The following is a 24,053-nucleotide window of genomic DNA, read 5'->3' as shown; positions in this document are numbered from 1 at the left end:
TGCTCGTAGGCCGTGTCCACACCCTGCGCGATGTCCGGGGACTGCGCGCCGATGGACACCGAGACGCCGCAGGAGGCGCCGTCGAAGCCTTTCTTGGACGAGTCGTAGCCGATCTCGAGGATCTTGTCGCGGACGAGCTGGGCGATCGGCGCGTAGGCCTTGGTCGTCACCTCGCCCGCGATGTGCACGAGACCGGTGGTGATGAGAGTCTCCACGGCCACACGCGAGGTCGGGTCCTCGGTGAGGAGCGCGTCGAGGATCGTGTCGCTGATCTGGTCAGCGATCTTGTCGGGGTGACCCTCGGTCACGGACTCGGAGGTGAACAGGCGACGGGACACAACGCTCCCTGGGGTTGCAGCGGCTGCTGGCTGATCATTTGGCGGAACCACACCGGGGGCTGCGCCCGATCACGTTCCAAGTGTGCAGTTTATCGGTCGCCACCGTTCGCCGGACCACCCGTCTCGCCCTATGGGAGCCGTGTGACCTGCGGCACTCCATTCTGACGTACGGATCTACCGACGAGAAGGGAAACGCTCAGGCGCGGTGGAGGTCACGCCCGGCCGCGAGCCTCGGGGCGACCTGGTCCCAGATGGTGTCCGCCAGAGCTTCCTTCGGACCATGGGGCACAGGAGTCTCCGTCCCGTCCGAAGCGAGGATGACGGCCTCGTTCTCCTCGGAACCGAAGGTCTTGGTCTCGCCCACCTCGTTGACCACGAGGAGGTCGCACCCCTTGCGCCGGAGCTTGGCCCGGCCGTTCGCGAGCACGTCGTCCGTCTCGGCGGCGAAGCCCACGACGATCTGGCCCTCCCGGCCCCGCTCGGCGGAGATCTCCGCGAGGACGTCGGGGTTCCGTACGAGGGCCACGGGCTCGGGGTCCTGCCCGTCCTGCTTCTTGATCTTGCCGTCGGCGTACCGGGCCGGCCGGAAGTCGGCCACGGCCGCGGCCATCACCACGGCGTCGGCGTCCGCGGCCGCCTTGAGCACCGCCTCGCGCAGCTGGAGGGCCGTGCCCACCCGTACGACGTCCACCCCGGCGGGGTCGGGCAGCGCGGTGTTGGCGGCCACCAGGGTGACCCGGGCGCCGCGCGCGGCGGCGGTGCGGGCGAGGGCGTAGCCCTGCTTGCCGGAGGAGCGGTTGCCGAGGAAGCGCACCGGGTCCAGGGGCTCGCGGGTGCCGCCGGCGCTGACGACCACGTGCCGCCCGGCGAGGTCGGGCCCGGCCGCGCCGCGGGTGCGGTGCCCGCGCAGGACGTGGCGGCAGACCTCGAAGATCTCGTCCGGGTCGGGCAGCCGGCCCTTGCCGGTGTCCTTGCCGGTCAGCCGGCCGACGGCGGGCTCGATGACGACGGCGCCGCGCCGGCGCAGCGTGGCGACGTTCTCCTGGGTGGCGGGGTGCTCCCACATCTCGGTGTGCATCGCGGGCGCGAAGACCACCGGGCAGCGGGCGGTGAGCAGGGTGTTCGTGAGGAGGTCGTCGGCCAGCCCGTGGGCGGCCTTGGCCAGCATGTCGGCGGTGGCCGGGGCGACGACGACGAGGTCGGCCTCCTGGCCGATGCGCACGTGGGGCACCTCGTGGACGGTCTCCCAGACCTCCGTGGAGGCCGGGTTCCCGGAGAGCGCGGCCCAGGTGGCCTCGCCGACGAAGTTCAGGGACGCCGCGGTCGGCACCACCCGTACGTCGTGCCCCGACTCGGTCAGCCGGCGCAGCAGCTCGCAGGCCTTGTAGGCGGCGATCCCGCCGCTGACGCCCAGCACGACCTTCGGCTTGTCCACCACGCACTCCCCTTGACGATTCGCGTACGACACCTATGACACACCACAGGCCCGGCAGATGTTCTGCCGGGCCTGTGGTGAAGGAATTCTCGCTGCCCTACTGGGCCGGGGCCTCGATGGCCTCGGAGGTCAGCAGACCCGCGTTGATCTCGCGCAGCGCGATCGAAAGCGGCTTCTCGTGGACGTGGGTGTCCACCAGGGGGCCGACGTACTCGAGCAGGCCCTCACCGAGCTGCGAGTAGTACGCGTTGATCTGACGCGCACGCTTGGCCGCGTAGATCACGAGGCTGTACTTCGAGTCCGTGGCCTCGAGCAGCTCGTCGATCGGCGGGTTGATGATGCCCTCGGGCGCGGTGATGGAAGAGGACACGCTCTACCTTCCGAAGATGGGTGAAGATCGAAACAAATTCGATCAAACAACTTTCATCAAGGCTAGCAGCTCACGTGCCACGTCCTCGACGGAGGTGTTCACCAGGGTGGTGTCGAACTCGGACTCGGCAGCGAGTTCGATCTTGGCGCTCTCCAGCCGGCGCTCGATGACCTCGGGCGACTCGGTGCCGCGGCCAGTGAGGCGGCGGACCAGTTCGTCCCAGCTCGGCGGGGCCAGGAAGACCAGCTGCGCGTCGGGCTTGGACTCGCGGACGAGCCGGGCGCCCTGCAGGTCGATCTCCAGCAGTACCGGTTCGCCGTTGTCCAGGCGTTCCAGTACCGCGCCGCGCGGTGTGCCGTAGCGGTTGCCCGCGAACTCGGCCCACTCCAGCAGCTCGCCGTTGGCGATCAGCTTGTCGAACTCGTCGTCGTTGACGAAGAAGTAGTGGACTCCGTGTCGCTCACCGGGCCGCGGCTTGCGGGTGGTGGCCGACACCGAGAGCCATACCTCGGGGTGGACCTTGCGCATATGCGCGACGACCGTGCTCTTGCCGACCCCCGAGGGGCCGGAGAGCACGGTCAGCCGCGGACGAACCTCTGCTGCCATAGAGCGATTATCCAGGTTCTCGGGACTGCCTGAGAACGCCGGGAGCACTTCGGGCAGCGCCTCAGGCGCTGCTACCGCCGAACTCGCGCTCCAGAGAGGCGATCTGGTTGGAGCCGAGACCTCGGACACGCCGGGACTCGGAGATGCCGAGGCGCTCCATGATCTGCTTGGCGCGGACCTTGCCGACGCCGGGCAGCGACTCGAGAAGGGCGGAGACCTTCATCTTTCCGATGACGTCGTTCTCCTGACCCGTCTTGATGACGTCGTGGAGGGAGGCGCCGGAGTGCTTGAGTCGATTCTTCACCTCGGCCCGCTCCCGGCGAGCCGCGGCGGCCTTTTCGAGCGCTGCTGCGCGCTGTTCAGGGGTAAGGGGCGGAAGAGCCACGCCTACGTCACCTCGGATGTCGAACTGTCGGATACGGACGGCGGGGAGCCCGTGGGCACCACGCCGGGTGAGGTCCCGAACAGCGATGGAATTCGCTCGCTGCTCGTTCACCCTGGTCGGAGACTAGCGGCCAAGGCCGCTCCAGTCAGCGAGAACGGACGAAAAGTCCTGGTCAGCCTCCACTGAACCGTACATCACGGACATACCACCCTGGTTTTGTCCGGGGAAAGACGTTCGAATTTCGAGATCGCGTGTCACGCGTCCGGTCCCGTACCCCGGGGATCAGCCCGCGACGGCCTGCCGCACCTCCTCCGCGAAGCGCTTCGCCGAGGCGCGCAGGGCGGCGGCGTCCGGACCGTGCTTCAGGACCCCGCGGGAGACGTTCGGGACCACGTTGGCGACGGCGGAGCCGAAGACCGCCGGGAGGTCCGCCGCGGTCGCGCCCTGCGCGCCGATGCCCGGGGCCAGCAGCGGGCCGTTGATGTCCAGGTCGAAGGAGGACAGGTCGCCCAGCGTGGCACCGACCACCGCGCCGAAGGAGCCCATGGGCTCGGCGCCCGCGTTCTCCGCCGCCAGGTGGGCCAGCATGGTCGCGCCGATCGAACGGCCGTCCTCGCGGACCGCGCGCTGGACCTCCGCGCCCTCCGGGTTGGAGGTCAGGGCCAGCACGAAGAGGCCGGCGCCCGAGCGTCGGGCCAGCTCCACGGCCGGGGCGAGCGAGCCGTAGCCGAGGTACGGGGAGACCGTCAGGGCGTCCGAGAACAGCGGGGAGGCGGGGTCCAGGAAGGCGGAGGCGTACGCGGCCATCGTGGAGCCGATGTCACCGCGCTTGGCGTCCATGACCACCAGGGTCCCGGCGGCCCGGGCGTCCGCGACGGTCCGCTCCAGCACCGCGACGCCCTTCGAGCCGAAGCGCTCGAAGAAGGCGGCCTGCGGCTTGAAGACGGCGACGGACTCGGCCAGGGCCTCGACGACCGTGCGGGAGAACCGCTCCAGACCGGCGATGTCGTCCCCCAGGCCCCAGGAGGCCAGCAGGGCCGCGTGCGGGTCGATCCCCACGCACAGGGGGCCCCGGGAGTCCATGGCGGCGCGCAGCCGGGTTCCGAAGGGGGTCACAGGGCTCACAGCGCGGCCTTTCGGGTCTCCGCGCCCACGGCTTCGGCCAGGGTCGCGTACGGGCTGGCGGCCAGGCGCGCGGCCAGGCCCTTGTGGATGGCGCGGGCGTAGAACGGGCCCTCGTAGACGAAGGCGCTGTAGCCCTGGACCAGGGTGGCTCCCGCCAGGATCCGCTGCCAGGCGTCCTCGGCGTTCTCGATGCCCCCGACGCCCACCAGGACCAGGCGGTCGCCGACGCGCGCGTACAGGCGGCGCAGGACCTCCAGCGAGCGCTCCTTGACCGGGGCGCCGGACAGCCCGCCGGTCTCCTTGACCAGGGCGGGGTCGGACTTCAGGCCGAGGCCCTCGCGGGCGATGGTGGTGTTGGTGGCGATGATGCCGTCCAGGCCCAGCTCCAGGGCGAGGTCGGCGACCGCGTCGACGTCCTCGTCCGCGAGGTCGGGGGCGATCTTGACCAGCAGCGGCACCCGGCGGTCGGTGACCGCGCGGTCGGCGGCTTCCCGCACCGCGGTCAGCAGCGGCCGCAGGGACTCCGTGGCCTGGAGGTTGCGCAGGCCCGGGGTGTTCGGGGAGGAGACGTTGACGACCAGGTAGTCCGCGTGGCGGGCCAGCCGCTCGGTGGAGACCACGTAGTCGGCGGCCGCCTCGGCCTCCGGAACCACCTTGGTCTTGCCGATGTTGACGCCCACGACCGTCCGGAAGACCGGGTTGCGGGCGCCGAGGCGGGCGGCGACGGCGGCCGAGCCCTCGTTGTTGAAGCCCATGCGGTTGATCAGCGCCCGGTCGGGGACCAGGCGGAAGAGGCGCTTCTTGGGGTTGCCGGGCTGCGCCTGGCCGGTGACGGTGCCGATCTCGATGTGGTCGAAGCCGAGCATCGCCATGCCGTCGATGGCGACGGCGTTCTTGTCGAAGCCGGCCGCGAGCCCGAAGGGGCCGTGCATCCGCAGACCGAGCGCCTCCGTGCGCAGGGACGCGTACCGCGGCGCCAGGACGGCCGCGACGAAGGTGCGCAGCACCGGGACGCGGGCGGCGAGGCGGATCCACCGGAAGGCCGTGTAGTGGGCCCGCTCGGGGTCCATCCGCTTGAAGACCAGGTTGAAGAACAGTTTGTACATCGTCCGAAAAGTCCCTTCTGCGCTCAAGAAGAGGGGGACACCCGGCGCGGTTCGCGCGTCCGGTGTCCCCCTCTCCGCTACGGGCTGCTAGTCGCGGGCGGCGTTCAGGTGCTCCGCGTGCTCCTGGAGGGAGCGCACGCCGACGTCACCGCGGCTGAGCGCGTCGATGCCCTGCACGGCGGCGGCGAGCGCCTGGACCGTGGTCAGGCACGGGACGCTGCGCGCCACGGCGGCCGTACGGATCTCGTATCCGTCGAGGCGGCCGCCGGTGCCGTACGGGGTGTTGACGATCAGGTCGACCTGGCCGTCGTGGATCAGCTGGACGATGGTCTTCTCGCCGTCCGGGCCCTCGCCCTCGCTGAGCTTGCGCACCACGGTGGCGTTGATGCCGTTGCGGCGCAGCACCTCGGCGGTGCCGGAGGTGGCGAGCAGCTCGAAGCCGTGGGCGACGAGCTCGCGGGCCGGGAAGATCATCGAGCGCTTGTCGCGGTTGGCGACGGAAATGAACGCGCGGCCCTTGGTCGGCAGCGGGCCGTAGGCGCCGGCCTGCGACTTGGCGTACGCCGTGCCGAAGACCGTGTCGATGCCCATGACCTCGCCGGTGGAGCGCATCTCCGGACCGAGGACGGTGTCCACGCCGCGGCCGTGGATGTCGCGGAAGCGCGACCACGGCATGACGGCCTCCTTGACGGAGATCGGCGCGTCCAGCGGCAGGGTGCCGCCGTCGCCGGTCCTGGGCAGCATGCCCTCGGCGCGCAGTTCGGCGATGGTGGCGCCGAGCGAGATGCGGGCCGCGGCCTTGGCGAGCGGGACGGCGGTCGCCTTCGAGGTGAAGGGGACGGTCCGGGAGGCGCGGGGGTTGGCCTCCAGGACGTAGAGGATGTCGCCCGCCATCGCGAACTGGATGTTGATCAGGCCGCGGACGCCGACGCCCTTGGCGATGGCCTCGGTGGAGGCGCGCAGGCGCTTGATGTCGAAGCCGCCGAGGGTGATCGGGGGCAGGGCGCAGGCCGAGTCGCCGGAGTGGATGCCGGCCTCCTCGATGTGCTCCATGACGCCGCCGAGGTAGAGCTCGGTGCCGTCGTAGAGGGCGTCGACGTCGATCTCGATCGCGTCGTCGAGGAAGCGGTCGACCAGCACGGGGCGGGTCGGGGAGATCTCGGTGGACTCCGCGATGTACGACTCCAGGCGGGTCTCGTCGTAGACGATCTCCATGCCGCGGCCGCCGAGCACGTAGGACGGGCGGACCAGGACCGGGTAGCCGATCTCGTCGGCGATCGCCTTGGCCCCCGCGAAGGTGGTGGCGGTGCCGTGCTTGGGCGCGGGCAGGCCCGCGTCGGCGAGGACCTGGCCGAAGGCGCCGCGGTCCTCGGCGGCGTGGATGGCCTCCGGGGAGGTGCCGACGACCGGGACGCCGTTGTCCTTGAGCGCCTGGGCGAGGCCCAGCGGGGTCTGGCCGCCGAGCTGGACGACCACACCGGCGATCGGTCCGGCCAGCGACTCGGCGTGGACGATCTCCAGCACGTCCTCGAGCGTCAGCGGCTCGAAGTACAGGCGGTCGGAGGTGTCGTAGTCCGTCGAGACGGTCTCGGGGTTGCAGTTGACCATCACGGTCTCGTAGCCGGCCTCGCTGAGGGCGAAGGAGGCGTGGACGCAGGAGTAGTCGAACTCGATGCCCTGGCCGATGCGGTTCGGGCCGGAGCCCAGGATGATCACCGCGGGCTTCTCGCGCGGGGCGACCTCGGACTCCTCGTCGTAGGAGGAGTAGAAGTAGGGGGTCTTCGCGGCGAACTCGGCGGCGCAGGTGTCGACCGTCTTGTAGACCGGGCGGACGCCCAGCGCGTGGCGGACCTCGCGGACGACGTCCTCGCGCAGGCCGCGGATCTCCGCGATCTGGGCGTCGGAGAAGCCGTGGCGCTTGGCCTCGGCGAGCAGCTCGGGGTCGAGCTTCTCGGCGGCGGCGAGGTCGTCCGCGATCTCCTTGATCAGGAAGAGCTGGTCGACGAACCAGGGGTCGATCTTCGTGGACTCGAAGACCTCTTCCTGGGTGGCGCCGGCGCGGATGGCCTGCATGACGGTGTTGATGCGGCCGTCGGTCGGGCGGACCGCGGTGGCCAGCAGCTCGGCCTTGTCGCCCGGCTCGCCGACGAAGGTGAACTGGGAGCCCTTCTTCTCCAGGGAGCGCAGGGCCTTCTGGAGGGCCTCGGTGAAGTTGCGGCCGATGGCCATGGCCTCGCCCACCGACTTCATGGTGGTGGTGAGGGTGGCGTCGGCGGCCGGGAACTTCTCGAAGGCGAAGCGCGGGGCCTTGACGACGACGTAGTCGAGGGTCGGCTCGAAGGAGGCCGGGGTCTTCTCGGTGATGTCGTTCGGGACCTCGTCCAGCGTGTAGCCGATGGCCAGCTTCGCGGCGATCTTGGCGATCGGGAAGCCGGTGGCCTTCGAGGCGAGCGCGGAGGAGCGGGAGACGCGCGGGTTCATCTCGATGACGATGACGCGGCCGTCGTCCGGGTTGATCGCGAACTGGATGTTGCAGCCGCCGGTGTCGACGCCGACCTCGCGGATGATCGCGATGCCGATGTCGCGCAGCCGCTGGTACTCGCGGTCGGTGAGCGTCATCGCCGGGGCGACGGTGATCGAGTCACCGGTGTGCACGCCCATCGGGTCGAAGTTCTCGATGGAGCAGACGACGACCACGTTGTCCTTGGTGTCGCGCATCAGCTCCAGCTCGTACTCCTTCCAGCCGAGGATGGACTCCTCCAGGAGCACCTCGGTGGTCGGGGAGAGCGTGAGGCCCTGGCCGGCGATGCGGCGCAGCTCTTCCTCGTCGTGGGCGAAGCCGGAGCCGGCGCCGCCCATGGTGAAGGAGGGGCGCACGACGACGGGGTAGCCGCCGAGGGTGTCGACGCCCTTGAGGACGTCGTCCATCGAGTGGCAGATCACCGAACGGGCGGACTCGCCGTAGCCGATCTTGCCCTTGACGGCCTCGACGACGCCCTTGAAGAGGTCTCGGTCCTCGCCCTTGTTGATGGCCTCGACGTTGGCGCCGATGAGCTCGACGCCGTACTTCTCCAGCACGCCCTGCTCGTGCATGGAGATGGCCGTGTTGAGCGCGGTCTGGCCGCCGAGGGTCGGGAGCAGCGCGTCGGGGCGCTCCTTCGCGATGATCTTCTCGACGAACTCGGGGGTGATCGGCTCGACGTACGTGGCGTCGGCGATCTCCGGGTCGGTCATGATCGTCGCGGGGTTGGAGTTGACCAGGATGACCCTCAGGCCCTCGGCCTTGAGGATGCGGCAGGCCTGGGTGCCGGAGTAGTCGAACTCGGCGGCCTGGCCGATGACGATCGGGCCGGAGCCGATGACCAGGACGGACTGGATATCGGTGCGCTTAGGCACGCTCGGCCTCCATCAGAGATACGAAGCGGTCGAAGAGGTACGCGGCGTCGTGCGGGCCGGCGGCCGCCTCGGGGTGGTACTGGACGGAGAAGGCCGGCTGGTCGAGCAGCTGGAGGCCTTCCACGACGTTGTCGTTCAGGCAGACGTGGGAGACCTCGGCGCGGCCGTACGGGGTCTCGGACACCTGGTCGAGGGGCGCGTCGACGGCGAAGCCGTGGTTGTGCGCGGTGATCTCGACCTTGCCGGTGGTGCGGTCCTGGACCGGCTGGTTGATGCCGCGGTGGCCGTACTTCAGCTTGTAGGTGCCGAAGCCGAGGGCGCGGCCGAGGATCTGGTTGCCGAAGCAGATGCCGAAGAGCGGGGTCTTGCGGGCGAGGACACCCTGCATGACGGAGACCGCGTGGTCGGCGGTGGCCGGGTCGCCGGGGCCGTTGGAGAAGAACACGCCGTCCGGGGAGACGGCGTAGACGTCCTCGACGGTGGCGGTGGCGGGGAGCACGTGCACCTCGATGCCGCGCTCGGCCATCCGGTGCGGGGTCATGCCCTTGATGCCGAGGTCCACGGCGGCGACGGTGAACTTCTTCTCGCCGATCGCGGGGACGACGTACGTCTCCTTGGTGGCGACCTCGGCGGAGAGGTCGGCGCCCTTCATCTGCGGGGCTTCCAGGACGCGGGCCAGCAGGGCCGCGTCGTCGGCGACGGCCTCGCCCGAGAAGATGCCGACGCGCATGGCGCCGCGCTCGCGCAGGTGGCGGGTCAGGGCGCGGGTGTCGATGCCGGAGATCCCGACGACGCCCTGCCCGGCCAGCTCCTCGTCCAGCGAACGCCGGGAGCGCCAGTTGGAGGGGACGCGCGCGGGGTCGCGTACGACGTAGCCGGACACCCAGATGCGGGAGGACTCGGGGTCCTCGTCGTTCACACCGGTGTTGCCCACGTGGGGGGCGGTCATCACGACGACCTGCCGGTGGTACGACGGGTCGGTCAGGGTCTCCTGGTAGCCGGTCATGCCGGTGGAGAACACGGCCTCGCCGAAGGTCTCCCCCACGGCGCCGTAGGCGCGGCCGCGGAAGATCCGACCGTCCTCCAGGACGAGTACGGCGGGAGCTTTGGCTGCTCCCCTGGTGGAGGTCGTCATCGTTCGGCGCCTTCCGTCGTGGTGGTTGAGTTCATGAGATTGATCGCTTCGACCCAGGCGGCGTGCTCGGCGGCCCGGTCGGAGCGGAATCCGGAGTCGATCAGCTTGTCGCCGTGCGCCCAGGTGACGACGAGCAGGCCGCCCTCGGTGAGTACCTTGCCCGCGATTCCCTTGTCGAGGCGGGCGCCGCGCAGCTGCGCGGCCGGTACGAAGAAGTCGGTTGCCCCCGGACGGACCACGTCCAGGCCCGCGTCGGTGAGGGTGAGCTCGACCCGGCTGCGGACTCCGAGCCCGTGGGCGACGATCCGGTCGAGCCACTGCCCGGCGGTGGTGGACCCGTGGTACCGGCCGGTCAGGGCCAGCCGGTGTTCGGGAAGACCGCCGGGGGTGGCGGGCAGCTCCGGCAGATCGCTCTGCAGGGCGCCCCGCCATTTCCAGCCCTGCCGCATCAGCCAGTACACGAACGCGATGAAGACGAGCAGGCCGAGCACCCACGCCATGCGGGGGCCCCAGTCCGTCACCTCCGCCGACTGTCGTTCGGCGGCCTCGGCGGCCAGTTGGATCACTGCAGGTGTCACGCCAGTTTCCCGTCCACGACCGTTGCCCGGCCCCGCAGGAAGGTGTGAGTGACGCGTCCCGGCAGCTCACGGCCCTCGTAAGGCGTGTTGCGGCTGCGGGAGGCGAAGAGTGCGGGGTCCACGACACCACGGTACGAGGTATCGACCAAGGTCAGGTTCGCGGGTTCACCTGCCGAGACGGGCCGGCCGTGCCCCGCGAGGCCGCCGATGCGCGCCGGGGCGTGCGACATCCGCTCCGCGACGCCCGTCCAGTCGAGCAGTCCGGTCTCCACCATCGTCTGCTGGACGACGGGGAGCGCGGTCTCCAGGCCCACCATGCCCATGGCGGCGGCGGCCCACTCGCAGTCCTTGTCCTCGTGCGGGTGCGGGGCGTGGTCCGTGGCGACGATGTCGATCGTGCCGTCGGCGAGCGCCTCGCGCAGGGCCATCACGTCGCGCTCGGTGCGCAGCGGCGGGTTGACCTTGTAGACCGGGTTGTACGAGCGCACGAGCTCGTCGGTGAGGAGCAGGTGGTGCGGGGTGACCTCCGCGGTGACGTCGATGCCGCGGGACTTGGCCCAGCGGACGATCTCGACGGAGCCGGCGGTGGAGAGGTGGCAGATGTGCACGCGGGAGCCGACGTGTTCGGCGAGCAGCACGTCGCGAGCGATGATCGACTCTTCGGCGACGGCCGGCCAGCCGCCGAGCCCCAGCTCGGCCGAGACGATGCCCTCGTTCATCTGGGCGCCCTCGGTGAGGCGGGGCTCCTGGGCGTGCTGGGCGACGACGCCGCCGAAGGCCTTCACGTACTCCAGGGCGCGGCGCATGATCACGGCGTCGTCCACGCACTTGCCGTCGTCGGAGAAGACGGTGACGCGGGCGGCGGACTCGTGCATGGCGCCCAGCTCGGAGAGCTTCTTGCCCTCCAGGCCGATGGTGACGGCGCCGATGGGCTGTACGTCGCAGTAGCCGGACTCCTTGCCCAGGCGCCACACCTGCTCGACGACGCCGGCGGTGTCGGCGACGGGGAAGGTGTTGGCCATGGCGAAGACCGCCGTGTAGCCGCCGGAGGCGGCCGCGCGGGTGCCGGTGAGGACGGTCTCGGAGTCCTCGCGGCCGGGCTCGCGCAGGTGGGTGTGGAGGTCGACGAGGCCCGGGAGGAGGACCTGGCCCTCGGCCTCGATGACCTGGGCGCCCTCGGCGGACAGCCCGGTGCCGACCTCGGCGATCGTCTCGCCGTCGATCAGGACGTCCTGCGCCTCGCCGCCGAGGACCTTCGCGCCGCGGATAAGGATCTTGCTCATGGTTACTTGTTCTCCTCGGTACGGGCGGCGGCGGGGGTGGTGACGGCGGGCTCGGAGCCTCCGAGCAGCAGGTACAGGACGGCCATGCGGATCGAGACGCCGTTGGCGACCTGCTCGACGACCGTGCAGCGGTCGGAGTCGGCGACCTCGGCGGTGATCTCCATGCCGCGGACCATGGGGCCGGGGTGCATCACGATGGCGTGCTCGGGCATCCGGGCCATCCGGGCGGCGTCCAGCCCGTAACGGCGCGAGTACTCGCGCTCGGTCGGGAAGAAGGCGGCGTTCATCCGCTCACGCTGCACACGCAGCATCATGACCGCGTCCGACTTCGGCAGCACCTCGTCGAGGCTGTACGAGATCTCGCAGGGCCAGTTCTCGACGCCGACCGGCACCAGGGTCGGCGGGGCCACCAGGGTGACCTCGGCGCCGAGGGTGTGCAGCAGGTCGACGTTGGAGCGGGCCACGCGGCTGTGCAGGACGTCGCCGACGAGGGTGATCCGGCGGCCGTCGAGGCCCTTGCCGAGCCCGGCGTCGCGGCCGACCAGGCGGCGGCGCATGGTGAACGCGTCGAGGAGGGCCTGGGTGGGGTGCTGGTGGGTGCCGTCGCCGGCGTTGATCACCGGGGCGTCGATCCAGCCGGAGTTCGCGAGCCTGTAGGGGGCGCCGGAGGCGTGGTGGCGGATGACCACGGCGTCCACGCCCATGGCGGCCAGGGTCTGGGCCGTGTCCTTGAGGGACTCGCCCTTGGAGACGCTGGAGCCCTTCGCGGCGAAGTTGATGACGTCCGCGGAGAGGCGCTTCTCGGCTGCTTCGAAGGAGATCCGGGTACGGGTCGAGTCCTCGAAGAACAGGTTGCAGATGGTGAGGCCGCGCAGGGTGGGCAGCTTCTTGATCGGCCGGTCGGCGACGCGGGCCATCTCCTCGGCGGTGTCGAGGATCAGGACGGCGTCGTCGCGCGTGAGGTCGGCGGCCGAGATGAGGTGGCGCTTCATCTGGGTGCTCCGTAAGTCGGGAGGGCAGGCAGGCGGGGCTGACGGTGGTGCGGCAGGGCAGGGCTCGGCGCGGGCTCCCGCGAGGGGTCCCGTACGCGCGGGGGTTACTGCCCTGCTGGCCGGGCGGTCCGCTGGCCGAGCAGCACGGCGTCGCGGCCGTCCTCCTCCTGGAGCTGGACCCTGACGGTCTCGCGCAGCGAGGTGGGCAGGTTCTTGCCCACGTAGTCGGCGCGGATCGGGAGTTCGCGGTGACCGCGGTCGACGAGGACCGCGAGCTGGACGGCGCGGGGGCGGCCGATGTCGCCGAGCGCGTCGAGGGCCGCCCGGATGGTGCGGCCGGAGAAGAGGACGTCGTCGAGGAGGACCACCAGGCGGCCGTCGATGCCGTCGCCCGGGATCTCGGTGCGGCCGATCGCCCGGGCGGGCTTCAGGCGCAGGTCGTCGCGGTACATGGTGATGTCGAGGGAGCCGACCGGGATCTTCGTCCCGGTGATCTCCTCCAGCTTGGCGGCCAGCCGGCGGGCCAGGTACACACCGCGGGTGGGAATGCCGAGGAGCACCACGTCGTCGGCGCCCTTGGCGCGTTCGACGATCTCGTGGGCGATACGCGTCAGGACCCGGGCGATGTCCTGCGCCTCCAGAACGGGGCGCATCTCTTCATCGGCCGAGACCTGGGAAGTCGTGCTGTCCATGAAAAGGACCTCCTTCTCCGCCTCACGGGACGGACCTTAAAGGACGTCTGATGTACGCCGACCACGGTACCAGGGGTGGGCGCCCGGCTCCGCACCGGACCCCGGTGATCCCGCTCGTAAGTGGGCGGGGAAGAGCATTCGGCTTGACGCATCCACGTAACGCTGCGTAACCTCACAGTGAGTTACCAGCCGCGCGGCGGAGCCGCATGGTCTCCATGTAGTCACAGCGTCACAGCGTCCGGGAGCGTTATGTCCAGCGAATACGCCAAACAGCTCGGGGCCAAGCTCCGCGCCATCCGCACCCAGCAGGGCCTCTCCCTCCATGGTGTCGAGGAGAAGTCGCAGGGCCGTTGGAAGGCCGTGGTGGTCGGTTCCTACGAGCGCGGGGACCGCGCCGTGACCGTCCAGCGCCTCGCCGAGCTGGCGGACTTCTACGGGGTTCCGGTCCAGGAACTGCTGCCGGGCACGACCCCCGGCGGTGCGGCCGAGCCGCCGCCGAAGCTGCGCCTCGACCTGGAGCGCCTGGCGGGCGTCCCCGCCGAGAAGGCCGGCCCGCTCCAGCGCTACGCCGCGACCATCCAGAGCCAGCGCGGCGACTACAACGGCAAGGTGCTGTCGATCCGCCAGGACGACCTGCGCACCCTGGCCGTCATCTACGACCAGTCCCCCTCGGTCCTGACCGAGCAGCTCATCAGCTGGGGCGTCCTCGACGCCGACGCGCGTCGCGCCGTGGCCCACGAGGACATCTAGTCCCGGGGGGCCGTCCCGCCCCACCAAACCCGGCCCGGGGGGGGCCCGGCCCCCCGGGGCCCCGCCACCCGCCCGTTTTTCGTCCGCCGGGCGGCGGAGGGCCGGCGGCACGCGGTGCCGGGCCCGGTGCCGCAGGCGGCCGGCCGGGAAAACGGCGGAGGGCCCGGGGCGCTCATCGCGCCGCGGGCCCTCCGCTCAGCCGTCCGCCCCGGGGTTACTCGCCCCGGCGCAGGCTCGGCTTCAGGTCCTTGAAGCGGGCCAGCAGGCCGTTCACGAACGCGGGCGAGTCGTCCGTGGAGAACTCCTTGGCCAGCTGCACGGCCTCGTCGATCGCCACGGCGTCCGGGGTCTCGTCGACCCAGATCAGCTCGAAGGCGCCCAGCCGCAGGATGTTCCGGTCGACGACCGGCATGCGGTCGAGCTCCCAGTCCACGGCGTAGGTGACGATCAGGTCGTCGATGCGGTTCACCTTGTCGGCGTAGCCCTCGACGAGGTCCATCGTGAAGGCGTTGACCGGCGGCTGCCGGTCATCGGACCGCGCGTGGCGGATCCAGTCCGCGAGGACCTCGCGCACGGACACGCCGCGCTGGTCGGCCTCGAAGAGGATCTGGAAGGCGCGCTTGCGCGCGTTGCTCCGGGCAGCCACGGTTAGCTGTTCACCCGGCCGAGGTAGTCGGAGGTGCGGGTGTCGACCTTGACCTTCTCGCCGGTGTTGACGAAGAGCGGGACCTGGATCTCGTGGCCGGTCTCCAGGCGGGCCGGCTTGGTGCCGCCGGTGGAGCGGTCGCCCTGGACGCCCGGGTCGGTGTGCTCGATGACCAGCTCGACGGCGGCCGGGAGCTCGACGTAGAGGACCGAGCCCTCGTGCTGGGCGACGGAGGCGGTGAAGCCCTCGATCAGGAAGTTGGCGGCGTCGCCGACGGCCTTCTTGTCGACCATCAGCTGGTCGTAGGTCTGCATGTCCATGAAGACGAAGTACTCGCCGTCCATGTACGAGAACTGCATGTCACGCCGGTCGATCGTGGCGGTCTCGACCTTCGTGCCGGCGTTGAAGGTCTTGTCGACGACCTTGCCGGAGAGCACGTGCTTGAGCTTGGTGCGCACGAAGGCCGGGCCCTTGCCGGGCTTGACGTGCTGGAACTCGACGACGGACCAGAGCTGGTCACCGTCGAGCTTGAGCACCATGCCGTTCTTGAGGTCGTTCGTGGAAGCCACGGTTGCGGAATCTCCTGCACTGGAAGACCACGGATGCGCGCACGGTCCGGCGTCGCGGACTAGAGCGCGAGCAGCTCCTTGGTCGTAATGGTGAGTAGCTCGGGACCGCCGTCCGCCTCGGGGCGTACGACGAGCGTGTCATCGATCCGGACACCTCCCCGGCCGGGGAGGTGAACCCCCGGTTCGACGGTGACCGGCACGCAAGCGTCCAGTTTACCCATTGCCGTAGGTGCAAGCTGCGGGTCCTCGTCGATTTCGAGGCCGACCCCGTGCCCCATCCACCCGGCGAGGGCCTCACCGTGCCCCGCCGAGTCCAGTACGGACCGTGCCGCGTGGTCCACGTCGCGGTACGCGGCCCCCGGCACCAGGGCCTGCCGGCCCGCCCGCTGGGCGGCGAAGACCAGGTCGTACAGCTCGATCTGCCAGTCGGCGGGAGTGGTGCCGATCACGAAGGTGCGGCCGATCTCGCAGCGGTAGCCTCGGTAGCCGGCGCCGAGGCAGACCGAGAGGAAGTCGCCCTCCTCCACCCTCCGGTCCGAGGGCCGGTGCCGGGAGCGGCCCGAGTGCGGGCCGGTGCCGACGGACGTCGGGAACGCCGGGCCGTCCGCGCCGTGGTCGACGAGGCGGCGCTCCAGCTCCAGGGCCAGGTGGCGTTCGGTCCGGCCCACGAGGATCGACTCCAGCAGCTCGCCGAGGGCCTGGTCGGCGATCTCGGCGGCGATGCGCAGGCAGGCGATCTCCTCCTCGTCCTTCACCAGCCGCTGCTGCTCCACGGCCGTACCGAGGTCGGCCAGCCGCAGCCGGGGCGCGACCGAGTGCAGGGCCCGGTGCCGGGCGACGGTCAGGTGGTGCTCCTCGACGGCGAGGGAGTCGGCCCGGACGGAGGCGGCCAGATCGGCGGCGGCCACGGCGGGATCGGCTCCGGGCGCGGGCAGGACGGACACGCGCAGGCCCTCGTCGAGCCGTCCCTCGTCCACCTCCCCGGTGGGCGCCCCGGGGCAGAACAGCACGTCCTCGGCGGGCCCGACCAGCATGACGGCGCCCAGCGGGGACGCCCCGGCGAGGTAGCGGACGTTCGCTGGACGCGTGACCAGTGCGGCGGCATTGCCCGCGGCGGCGCAGCGCTCGCGGAGCAGGCCCCTGCGGGCCGCGTACACGTCTGACATGTCTTCGAGCCTACGAGCGCCACGCCCATCCGGCCCGGCGAGCGCGGCCGGACGGGGCCGGGTCCACGCCCACGGCCCACGGCCCACGGCCCCGGCGGCGCTACCAGCGGGGCGGGCTCGTCATCGCCCGGGCGAGGGCCTCGTCCAGGGCCCGCGCGGTGCCCTCGACGTCGAGGTGTGAGTTGTCGATGATCGGCAGCCCGGATCCGTACCAGCCGGCCATCCGGCCGTGGATGCGGGCGACCTCCTCGTCGGAGAGCCGGCGGTTGCCGGAGCGGGCCGCGTTGCGGTCGAGGACCACGTCCAGCCCGGGCAGCAGTACGACCGGCAGCAGCGCCGGCCCCACGTGCCGCTTCCAGCCGCCCAGGCCGACCACGGGCCGGTCGGGGAAGACCGCGTCGTCGAGGATGCAGGAGATGCCGTTGGCCAGGAAGTTGCGGGCGGCGAAGCCGCAGGTGCGGCGGGCGAGGCGGTACTGGGCCTCGGAGTGCTCGTTCCAGCCGGCCTGCGGGTCGGCGAAGCCCGAGCAGACCCATTCGCGGACGTCGTCCAGGCTGATGTGCGCGGTCGGCACCGGGCGGGTGCCCGCCCAGTGCCGGGCCACGGTCGTCTTGCCGGCCCCGGCCGGCCCTATGAGCAGCACGGCGAGCACGGCCCCGCCGGTGCCGGGCGCGGGCGCGCCCGGCCCGGGGGCCGCGGCGGGAGGCAGCGGGATGTGCCCCGTCGCTTCGGGGACCGGCGTCACCGGCCAGCCCTGGGCAGGGGGTATCGGCGGCTGCGGGGGAACCGCCGGGTGCTGTCCCGTCGGACCCCAGCCCCCCACTCCGTGCTGCATCCGCGCCACTCCGTCTCGTTCAGGCGACTGATGCGAGAACGTTATCTCAGGCCGTGACTTCCTCCGCCAGCGCACGCAGCGCCAGCCGGTAGGAGCCCAGCCCGAAGCCCGCGACGGTGCCGGTCGCCACGGCCGCGATGACCGAGGTGTGCCGGAACTCCTCCCGGGCGTACGGGTTGGAGATGTGCACCTCGATCAGCGGTGCGGTCCGCTGGGCGGCCGCGTCCCGCATGGCGTACGAGTAGTGCGTGAAGGCACCCGGGTTGATGACGACCGGGATCCTGCCGTCGGCCGCCTCGTGCAGCCAGCGCACCAGCTCGCCCTCGTCGTTGGTCTCGCGGACCTCCACGTCGAAGTCGAGCTCCGCGCCCAGGGCGCGGCAGCTCTCCACGAGACCGGCGTACGAGGTGGCGCCGTACACGTCGGGCTCGCGGGAACCGAGCCGGCCCAGGTTCGGGCCGTTCAGAACCAGCACCCGGCGGCTCACGCGGAGACCTCGCCGTAGGCGGCGACGAGGTGGGCCGGGTCGGGGCCCTCCAGCACGGTGGGCTTGGCCAGCCCGTCCAGGACGATGAAGCGCAGCAGGTTGCCGCGGGACTTCTTGTCGACCTGCATGGTCTGGAGCAGCTTGGTCCACTGGTCGCCGCGGTAGGTCAGCGGCAGGCCCACGGAGGCGAGCACCGCCTTGTGGCGGTCGGCCGTGGCGTCGTCCAGCCGCCCTGCCAGCCGGCCGAGCTCGGCGGCGAAGACCATGCCGACGGAGACCGCCGCACCGTGCCGCCACTTGTAGCGCTCGTTCTTCTCGATGGCGTGCGCGAGGGTGTGGCCGTAGTTGAGGATCTCCCGCAGCCCCGACTCCTTGAGGTCGCTGGAGACCACGTCGGCCTTGACCTGGATGGAGCGGCGGATCAGCTCGGCCGTGTGCGGGCCGGCGGGCGTACGGGCCGCCGCCGGGTCCTCCTCGATCAGGTCGAGGATCACCGGGTCGGAGATGAACCCGGCCTTGATGACCTCGGCCAGGCCGCTGACGTAGTCGTTGACCGGCAGCGACTCCAGCGCGGCGAGGTCGCAGAGCACCCCGGCCGGCGGGTGGAAGGCCCCGACGAGGTTCTTGCCCTCGGCGGTGTTGATGCCGGTCTTGCCGCCGACGGCCGCGTCCACCATCGCGAGGACGGTGGTCGGCACGGCGATCCAGCGCACCCCGCGCAGCCAGCTGGCCGCGACGAAGCCCGCCAGGTCGGTGGTGGCGCCGCCGCCGACGCCGACGATGACGTCGGTGCGGGTGAAGTTGGACTGGCCGAGCGCCTTCCAGCAGTACGCGGCCACCTCGACGGTCTTGGCCTCCTCGGCGTTCGGCACCTGGATGGCGACCGCCTCGTAGCCCTGCTCCGCCAGGTCCGCGCGCAGCGCCTCGCCGGTCTCGGCCAGCGCCTCGGGGTGGATCACGGCGACCCGCTGGGCCTTCGGGCCGATCAGGCCGCCCAGCTCGCCGAGCAGCTGCCGGCCGACCAGCACGTCGTACGCGTCGTGTCCGGCACTGGCGCCGACGTGGATCCGCGTCACCTGGTCTGTCATACGTCCTTCAACTCCAGAGCGTCGAGGACCGCCTGGGCGACCTCTTCGGGGGTGCGGTCGTCGGTGGCCACCACGACGCGCGCGACTTCGGTGTACAGGTGGCGCCTGGCTTCCATCAGCTCGCGCCACTGGCGGCGCGGGTTGACGGCGAGCAGCGGGCGGGCGGCGCCGAGCCCGACGCGGCGCACGGCCTCCTCGACGTCCATCGACAGGTAGGCGACGGGCAGCCCGCTCAGCAGGGCGCGGGTGCCCTCGTCGAGGACGGCGCCGCCGCCGAGGGCGAGGACTCCGGTGTGCTCGGCGACGGCGGCGGCCACGGCCTCGCGTTCCAGCTCACGGAAGTACGGCTCGCCCTCGTCGACGAAGATGTCGGAGATCTCCCGGCCCTGGGCCGCGACGATGTCCGCGTCGGTGTCCCGGTAGGGGACGCCGAGCCGGCGGGCGAGCAGGCCGCCCACCGTGGACTTGCCGGAGCCCATGGGGCCGACGAGTACGACCCGGGGGCCGCCGGTCACCGGATCTGCAGGTTGTCGAGGTACGACCGGACGTTGCGGCGGGTCTCGGGGACCGAGTCGCCGCCGAACTTCTCGACCACGGCGTCGGCCAGCACCAGCGCCACCATGGCCTCGGCGACGATGCCCGCGGCGGGCACGGCACAGACGTCGGAACGCTGGTGGTGGGCCACGGTGGCCTCACCGGTGGCCACGTCGACGGTGGCGAGGGCGCGCGGCACGGTCGCGATGGGTTTCATCGCGGCGCGTACGCGCAGCAGCTCGCCGGTGGTCAGGCCGCCCTCGGTGCCGCCGGAGCGGCCGGAGGTGCGCTTGAGGCCCTCGGGGGTGGAGACGATCTCGTCGTGCGCCTTCGAGCCGGGCACGCGGGCCAGGTCGAAGCCGTCGCCGACCTCGACGCCCTTGATGGCCTGGATGCCCATGAGCGCGGCGGCGAGACGGGCGTCGAGGCGGCGGTCCCAGTGGACGTGGGAGCCGAGGCCGACGGGCACGCCGTACGCGAGCACCTCGACGACGCCGCCGAGGGTGTCGCCGTCCTTGTGGGCCTGGTCGATCTCGGCGACCATCGCCTTCGACGCGTCGGCGTCGAGGCAGCGCACCGGGTCGGCGTCGAGCTTCTCGACGTCGGCGGGGGTCGGGTAGACGCCGTAGGGGGCCTTGGCCGAGGCCAGCTCCACCACGTGCGAGACGATCTCGATGCCGGCGGCCTCCTTGATGAAGGACCGGGCGATGGCGCCGAGGGCGACGCGGGCGGCCGTCTCGCGGGCGCTGGCGCGCTCCAGGATCGGGCGGGCCTCGTCGAAGCCGTACTTCTGCATGCCCGCGAGGTCGGCGTGGCCGGGGCGGGGGCGGGTCAGCGGCGCGTTGCGGCCGGTGTCCTTGAGCAGCGAGGGGTCGACCGGGTCGGCCGACATCACCGTCTCCCACTTAGGCCACTCGGTGTTCCCGACCATGACCGCGACCGGGGAGCCCAGGGACAGCCCGTGGCGGACGCCGCCGAGGAAGGTGATCTCGTCCTGCTCGAACTTCATGCGGGCACCGCGGCCATAGCCGAGCCGGCGCCTCGCCAGGTGGTCGGCCACCAGCTCGGTGGTGACCGGGACGCCGGCGGGAAGGCCCTCCAGCGTCGCGACCAGGGCCGGTCCGTGCGACTCTCCCGCGGTCAGCCAACGCAACCTGCTCAACGATGCTCCTCATGCTCGCGCCTGGTACAGCGGCGGCGCCTCCCCGGGGCCCTCCCGGCGGTGGCCGGGGGGAGCGCGGACGGGACCGCCATACCCGAATCCTCCCACGTCCGGGCCGTCGAGCCGATCTCGGTCCAGCTGACGGACTGGGGGTCCCCCGGCGGTGGCCGGGGAGGGTACGCGGCGATGGTGGCGGGTCCGGCTATCCGCTTCCTACGCGCGGGCGCGCGGGGCGTCAGTGGCGGGCGCGCAGGGCCGCTTCCCCGGCGGCCCGCATGGCCGCCAGCGGGCCGGGGGTGCGGCCGGTCATCTGCTCGACCTGGAGCACGGCCTGGTGGACGAGCAGGTCGAGGCCGCCGAGGAGGGTGCCGCCGCGTCCGGACCACGAGGCGGCCAGGGCGGTGGGCCAGGGGTCGTAGAGGACGTCGAAGAGGGTGCCGGGCGCCGCGGGGACGGCCGTGGCCAGCTCGTCCGTGGCACCGGCCGGGGTGGTGGCGATCACCAGCGGGGCTCCGAGCGCCTGCGCCGCGTCCGACCAGTCGGCGGTGCGCACGTCGACGCCGAGCCGCTCGCCCCACCGGAGCATCTCGTCGGCGCGGGCGCGCGAGCGGACGTACGCGGTGACCTCGCCGGTGCAGATCCGGGCGAGGGCGGCGAGCGCCGAGGAGGCGGTGGCGCCCGCCCCCAGGACGGCGGCGGCGGGCACCTCGTCGACGCCGCGCTCGTGCAGCGCGGCGACGATCCCGGGGATGTCGGTGTTGTCGCCGAGGCGGCGGCCGTCCTCGGTGAGGACGACCGTGTTGACGGCCTCCACCGAGGCGGCGGTGTCACTGATCCCGTCGAGCAGCGGGATGACCGCCCGCTTGAGCGGCATGGTCAGCGACAGCCCGGCCCACTCCGGGCCGAGGCCGGCCACGAAGGCGGGCAGCGCGGCCTCGTCGATCTCGAACCTGTCGTAGTTCCAGGCGTCGAGGCCGAGCTCCCGGTACGCGGCGCGGTGCAGCACCGGTGAGAGGGAGTGCTCGATGGGCGAACCCAGCACCGCGGCCCGTATCCGTGACATGTCCTGCCTACCCGCCGTTCTTCTTCTGCGCCTGGCGCTCCTGGAACTCCGCGACGAGCTTCAGGTGCTCGTCGTAGGTCTTGGTGAAGGTCGTCTTGTCGCCGTCGACCGACACGAAGAACATCCATCCGCCGTGGTCGGGGTTGAGCGTAGCGCTCACCGCGTCCGCGCCGGGATTCCCGATCGGGCCGGGCGGCAGTCCCCTGACGAAGTGCGTGTTGTACGGGTGGTCGAAGGCCTGGGCTTCCTTCAGGTTGAAGTTGATCTCGCTCTGGTTCTTGATGTAGTTGTACGTCGAATCGAACTGGAGCTTCTGGTTCGTGACGTCGTTGGTCTTCTTGAGGCGGTTGTAGACCACCTCGGCCATCTTGCGGAAGTCGTCGTGGTTCTTGCCCTCGGCGTTGACGAGGCTGGCGACGGTGACCACCTGGAGCGGGCTGTCCAGGCCCAGTTCCTTGGCCTTGCCCTCGATCCCCATCTCCGTGTACTTGTCGGCCGCGTTCTTGACCATCTGCCGGAGCAGCGACTCGGGCGTGCTGTCCTTCTTCAGGTCGTAGCGCGCGGGGAGCAGGAAGCCCTCCAGCGGGTCGATAAGCTTCGGGTTGTTCCCGGCCCAGGCCGGCAGGCCGAGGTTCTTGGCCTCGCGCAGCGCGATGTCCTTCGTGGTGCCGTCCGGCTTGCCGAGCTTCTTGTCGATGGCCTCGTAGATCTTGGTGTTCCGCCAGCCCTCGCCGATGGTGATGACGTTGAGCTTGCTGGGGTCGATCATCAGCGCGACGGCGGCCGAGGACGACATCTTCTTCTTCATCGGGTAGATGCCGGGTTGGATCGACTTGCCCTTGGGGTTGGCGTTCGCCGCGTCGACGAACGCCTGGGCGCTGGCGACCACGCCGGCCTGCTTGAGGATGCGGCCCATCTGGCCGAGGCCGGCGTCCTTGGGGATCTCGACCTCGACGATCTCGTCGGTGCCCTCACCGGCAAAGTCCTCGGCCGGGGCGAAGCGGTCGTGGAGGTAGGTGTAGCCGTAGTAGCCGCCACCGCCGACGACGCCGATGATCACCACGGCGGCGAGCAGGCAGGCCGTGCCGCTGCGCTTCTTCTGTTTGCCGCCCTTGCCGCCCTTGGCCCGGCCGCCGGCGCGGCGCCCGCGCGAGGGCGGCTCGTCGCCGTCGGCCGCGGGGAGGATTTCCTCCTCGGGCTCCTCGGCGAGCGGCTCCTCGACCGGGTCCGGTTCCAGGTGGCGCAGGCCGGGCGGCTGCGGAGGCGGGTAGGCCTCGGGGGTGGTGTACAGGTCGGGGGCCTCACCGGGGTAGGCCCCGACGGCCTGCTGGGCGTACGGGTCCGCGCCCGCGTACGGGTCGACCTGGACGGCGGCGGCCGCGTACTGGCCCTGGCCGGTGTCCCAGCCCTGGCCGCCGCCCCCGCCGTCGTACGCCGGCTGAGGGACCATCGGCTGGGGCGCCATGGGCTGCCCCATCTGCTGGTACTGGACCTGCTGGGCGTAGCCCTGCTCGTCGTACTGCTGCGGGTACTGCCCCGTGTGCTGCTGGTGGTAGTGCGGCTCCTGCGGCTGCGCGTACTGCTGCTGCGGGTCGCCGGCGTAGGGCACCTGCGCCTGCTGCGTCTGGTGCGCGGTCCACCCCTGGTCCCCGTACAACGGGTCCCCGGGGTGCCACGGTTCGGAGCCACCGCCCCGGCCATACTCAGTCATCGGTCCCCTAGAGCCGCGAGACGAAGGCCGCGGCTTACGTCGGCCGCGACACCCGGTTCCGCCTCTTTGGTGGTGAGCGACGGCTGTTCGAATGCCGTCTCATCGCGCGGAACGTTACCGTATCGCGATCAGACAACCACTTCGACGCACTCACCGGGCGGATTACCTGATACCCGTTCGGTCTCAAGAGCGTTCTGGAGGATGACCACAGCGGCCGCCTGGTCGATGACCGACCGGCCCTTCTTCGCGTTGCGCCCGGAGGCCCGCAGGCCCTGGGCGGCGGTGACCGTCGTCATCCGCTCGTCCACCAGACGCACGGTCACCGGCTTGATTCCCTTGGCCAGTTCGTTCGCGAATGCGCGCACCTTGGCCGCGGCCGGTCCCTCCCGCCCGCTGAGCGAGCGGGGGAGGCCGACCACGACTTCGAGGGGCTCGTACTCCTCGACGAGCTGCCGCAGCCGCCGGTGGGCGAAGGGGACGTCCCGGCCCGGGACGGTCTCCACCGGCGTGGCGAGCACCCCGTCGGGGTCGCAGGAGGCGACCCCGATCCGGGCGTCTCCGACATCGATGGCCAGTCGGCGGCCGCGGCGCAGGCTCATCG

The 24,053-nt window shown here is 71.4% G+C and carries 25 protein-coding genes; 1 reads left to right on the top strand and 24 read right to left on the bottom strand.

Annotated features, from left to right (window positions below):
• From ACFY7H_RS30235 to pyrR, 13 genes are all read right to left on the bottom strand, one after another.
• The coding region (locus tag ACFY7H_RS30235) for an S-adenosylmethionine synthetase N-terminal domain-containing protein (protein WP_388944551.1) at positions 1-338 on the bottom strand (338 nt) is incomplete at its 3' end.
• 196 nt (positions 339-534) lie between these two features.
• Positions 535-1,773, bottom strand: a complete 1,239-nt coding sequence (gene coaBC / locus ACFY7H_RS30230) for a bifunctional phosphopantothenoylcysteine decarboxylase/phosphopantothenate--cysteine ligase CoaBC (protein ID WP_388944548.1) — start codon at positions 1,771-1,773, stop codon at positions 535-537.
• Between the two features lie 97 nt (positions 1,774-1,870).
• Positions 1,871-2,143, bottom strand: a complete 273-nt coding sequence (gene rpoZ / locus ACFY7H_RS30225) for a DNA-directed RNA polymerase subunit omega (RefSeq protein WP_004948662.1) — start codon at positions 2,141-2,143, stop codon at positions 1,871-1,873.
• A gap of 42 nt (positions 2,144-2,185) precedes the next feature.
• Complete coding sequence (gmk, locus tag ACFY7H_RS30220; protein ID WP_266578270.1) at positions 2,186-2,749, bottom strand: guanylate kinase; 564 nt, start codon at positions 2,747-2,749, stop codon at positions 2,186-2,188.
• A 61-nt stretch (positions 2,750-2,810) separates the two neighbouring features.
• Positions 2,811-3,134, bottom strand: coding sequence for an integration host factor (locus ACFY7H_RS30215; protein ID WP_361607391.1), 324 nt, complete (start codon positions 3,132-3,134; stop codon positions 2,811-2,813).
• A gap of 282 nt (positions 3,135-3,416) precedes the next feature.
• Positions 3,417-4,259 carry an orotidine-5'-phosphate decarboxylase gene (gene pyrF / locus ACFY7H_RS30210; RefSeq protein WP_388944543.1) on the bottom strand — a complete coding sequence of 281 codons (843 nt, stop codon included), beginning with the start codon at positions 4,257-4,259 and terminating at the stop codon, positions 3,417-3,419.
• The gene (locus ACFY7H_RS30205; RefSeq protein ID WP_388944541.1) at positions 4,256-5,365 is read right to left on the bottom strand and encodes a quinone-dependent dihydroorotate dehydrogenase; all 1,110 of its coding nucleotides are present in this window, start codon (positions 5,363-5,365) and stop codon (positions 4,256-4,258) included. Before ACFY7H_RS30205 ends, pyrF begins: the two co-directional genes overlap by 4 nt.
• 87 nt (positions 5,366-5,452) lie before the next feature.
• On the bottom strand, positions 5,453-8,761 hold the full coding sequence (gene carB / locus ACFY7H_RS30200) for a carbamoyl-phosphate synthase large subunit (RefSeq protein ID WP_388944538.1): 3,309 nt from the start codon (positions 8,759-8,761) through the stop codon (positions 5,453-5,455).
• Positions 8,754-9,896, bottom strand: coding sequence for a glutamine-hydrolyzing carbamoyl-phosphate synthase small subunit (gene carA / locus ACFY7H_RS30195; RefSeq protein WP_388944535.1), 1,143 nt, complete (start codon positions 9,894-9,896; stop codon positions 8,754-8,756). Before carA ends, carB begins: the two co-directional genes overlap by 8 nt.
• Entirely contained in the window at positions 9,893-10,474 is a 582-nt protein-coding gene (locus tag ACFY7H_RS30190; protein WP_388944532.1) for a hypothetical protein, read from the bottom strand. The genes carA and ACFY7H_RS30190 overlap by 4 nt, the downstream gene beginning before the upstream one ends.
• Positions 10,471-11,757 (bottom strand): dihydroorotase, encoded by a 1,287-nt coding sequence (locus ACFY7H_RS30185; protein WP_388944529.1) that lies wholly within the window; start codon positions 11,755-11,757, stop codon positions 10,471-10,473. The genes ACFY7H_RS30190 and ACFY7H_RS30185 overlap by 4 nt, the downstream gene beginning before the upstream one ends.
• A gap of 2 nt (positions 11,758-11,759) precedes the next feature.
• A complete protein-coding gene (locus tag ACFY7H_RS30180) occupies positions 11,760-12,749 on the bottom strand; it encodes an aspartate carbamoyltransferase catalytic subunit (RefSeq protein ID WP_388944526.1) in 990 nt (329 codons plus the stop codon).
• Positions 12,750-12,853: 104 nt separating this feature from the next.
• Entirely contained in the window at positions 12,854-13,441 is a 588-nt protein-coding gene (pyrR, locus tag ACFY7H_RS30175; RefSeq protein ID WP_388944523.1) for a bifunctional pyr operon transcriptional regulator/uracil phosphoribosyltransferase PyrR, read from the bottom strand.
• Positions 13,442-13,690: 249 nt separating this feature from the next.
• On the opposite strand from pyrR, the gene bldD reads away from it, so the two are divergent.
• Positions 13,691-14,191 carry a transcriptional regulator BldD gene (bldD, locus tag ACFY7H_RS30170; RefSeq protein ID WP_007263032.1) on the top strand — a complete coding sequence of 167 codons (501 nt, stop codon included), beginning with the start codon at positions 13,691-13,693 and terminating at the stop codon, positions 14,189-14,191.
• A 214-nt stretch (positions 14,192-14,405) separates the two neighbouring features.
• Here bldD and nusB read toward each other — a convergent pair whose 3' ends face one another.
• From nusB to ruvX, 11 genes are all read right to left on the bottom strand, one after another.
• Positions 14,406-14,837: a transcription antitermination factor NusB gene (nusB, locus tag ACFY7H_RS30165; RefSeq protein WP_388944520.1), complete on the bottom strand. Its 432-nt coding sequence runs from the start codon at positions 14,835-14,837 to the stop codon at positions 14,406-14,408.
• A 2-nt stretch (positions 14,838-14,839) separates the two neighbouring features.
• Positions 14,840-15,406 carry an elongation factor P gene (gene efp, locus ACFY7H_RS30160; protein ID WP_352215843.1) on the bottom strand — a complete coding sequence of 189 codons (567 nt, stop codon included), beginning with the start codon at positions 15,404-15,406 and terminating at the stop codon, positions 14,840-14,842.
• 59 nt (positions 15,407-15,465) lie between these two features.
• Positions 15,466-16,572, bottom strand: coding sequence for a M24 family metallopeptidase (locus ACFY7H_RS30155; protein ID WP_388944516.1), 1,107 nt, complete (start codon positions 16,570-16,572; stop codon positions 15,466-15,468).
• Positions 16,573-16,672: 100 nt separating this feature from the next.
• Entirely contained in the window at positions 16,673-17,407 is a 735-nt protein-coding gene (locus ACFY7H_RS30150) for an AAA family ATPase (RefSeq protein ID WP_388944513.1), read from the bottom strand.
• A gap of 46 nt (positions 17,408-17,453) precedes the next feature.
• Entirely contained in the window at positions 17,454-17,894 is a 441-nt protein-coding gene (gene aroQ / locus ACFY7H_RS30145) for a type II 3-dehydroquinate dehydratase (RefSeq protein ID WP_388944510.1), read from the bottom strand.
• A complete protein-coding gene (aroB, locus tag ACFY7H_RS30140; protein ID WP_388944507.1) occupies positions 17,891-18,982 on the bottom strand; it encodes a 3-dehydroquinate synthase in 1,092 nt (363 codons plus the stop codon). Before aroB ends, aroQ begins: the two co-directional genes overlap by 4 nt.
• Positions 18,979-19,497: a shikimate kinase gene (locus tag ACFY7H_RS30135; protein WP_388944505.1), complete on the bottom strand. Its 519-nt coding sequence runs from the start codon at positions 19,495-19,497 to the stop codon at positions 18,979-18,981. The genes aroB and ACFY7H_RS30135 overlap by 4 nt, the downstream gene beginning before the upstream one ends.
• Positions 19,494-20,678 (bottom strand): chorismate synthase, encoded by a 1,185-nt coding sequence (aroC, locus tag ACFY7H_RS30130; RefSeq protein ID WP_388944502.1) that lies wholly within the window; start codon positions 20,676-20,678, stop codon positions 19,494-19,496. The genes ACFY7H_RS30135 and aroC overlap by 4 nt, the downstream gene beginning before the upstream one ends.
• Before the next feature lie 235 nt (positions 20,679-20,913).
• The gene (locus ACFY7H_RS30125; protein WP_388944499.1) at positions 20,914-21,741 is read right to left on the bottom strand and encodes a shikimate dehydrogenase; all 828 of its coding nucleotides are present in this window, start codon (positions 21,739-21,741) and stop codon (positions 20,914-20,916) included.
• 7 nt (positions 21,742-21,748) lie between these two features.
• Complete coding sequence (gene mltG / locus ACFY7H_RS30120) at positions 21,749-23,452, bottom strand: endolytic transglycosylase MltG (protein ID WP_388944496.1); 1,704 nt, start codon at positions 23,450-23,452, stop codon at positions 21,749-21,751.
• Positions 23,453-23,580: 128 nt separating this feature from the next.
• The gene (gene ruvX / locus ACFY7H_RS30115) at positions 23,581-24,051 is read right to left on the bottom strand and encodes a Holliday junction resolvase RuvX (protein WP_388944493.1); all 471 of its coding nucleotides are present in this window, start codon (positions 24,049-24,051) and stop codon (positions 23,581-23,583) included.
• Between the last annotated feature and the right edge of the window lie 2 nt (positions 24,052-24,053).

Source organism: Streptomyces sp. NPDC012794 (assembly GCF_042901085.1).
In the GTDB taxonomy this organism is placed as follows: Bacteria; Actinomycetota; Actinomycetes; order Streptomycetales; family Streptomycetaceae; genus Streptomyces.
This window is presented reverse-complemented; position numbering and strand designations above follow the sequence as displayed.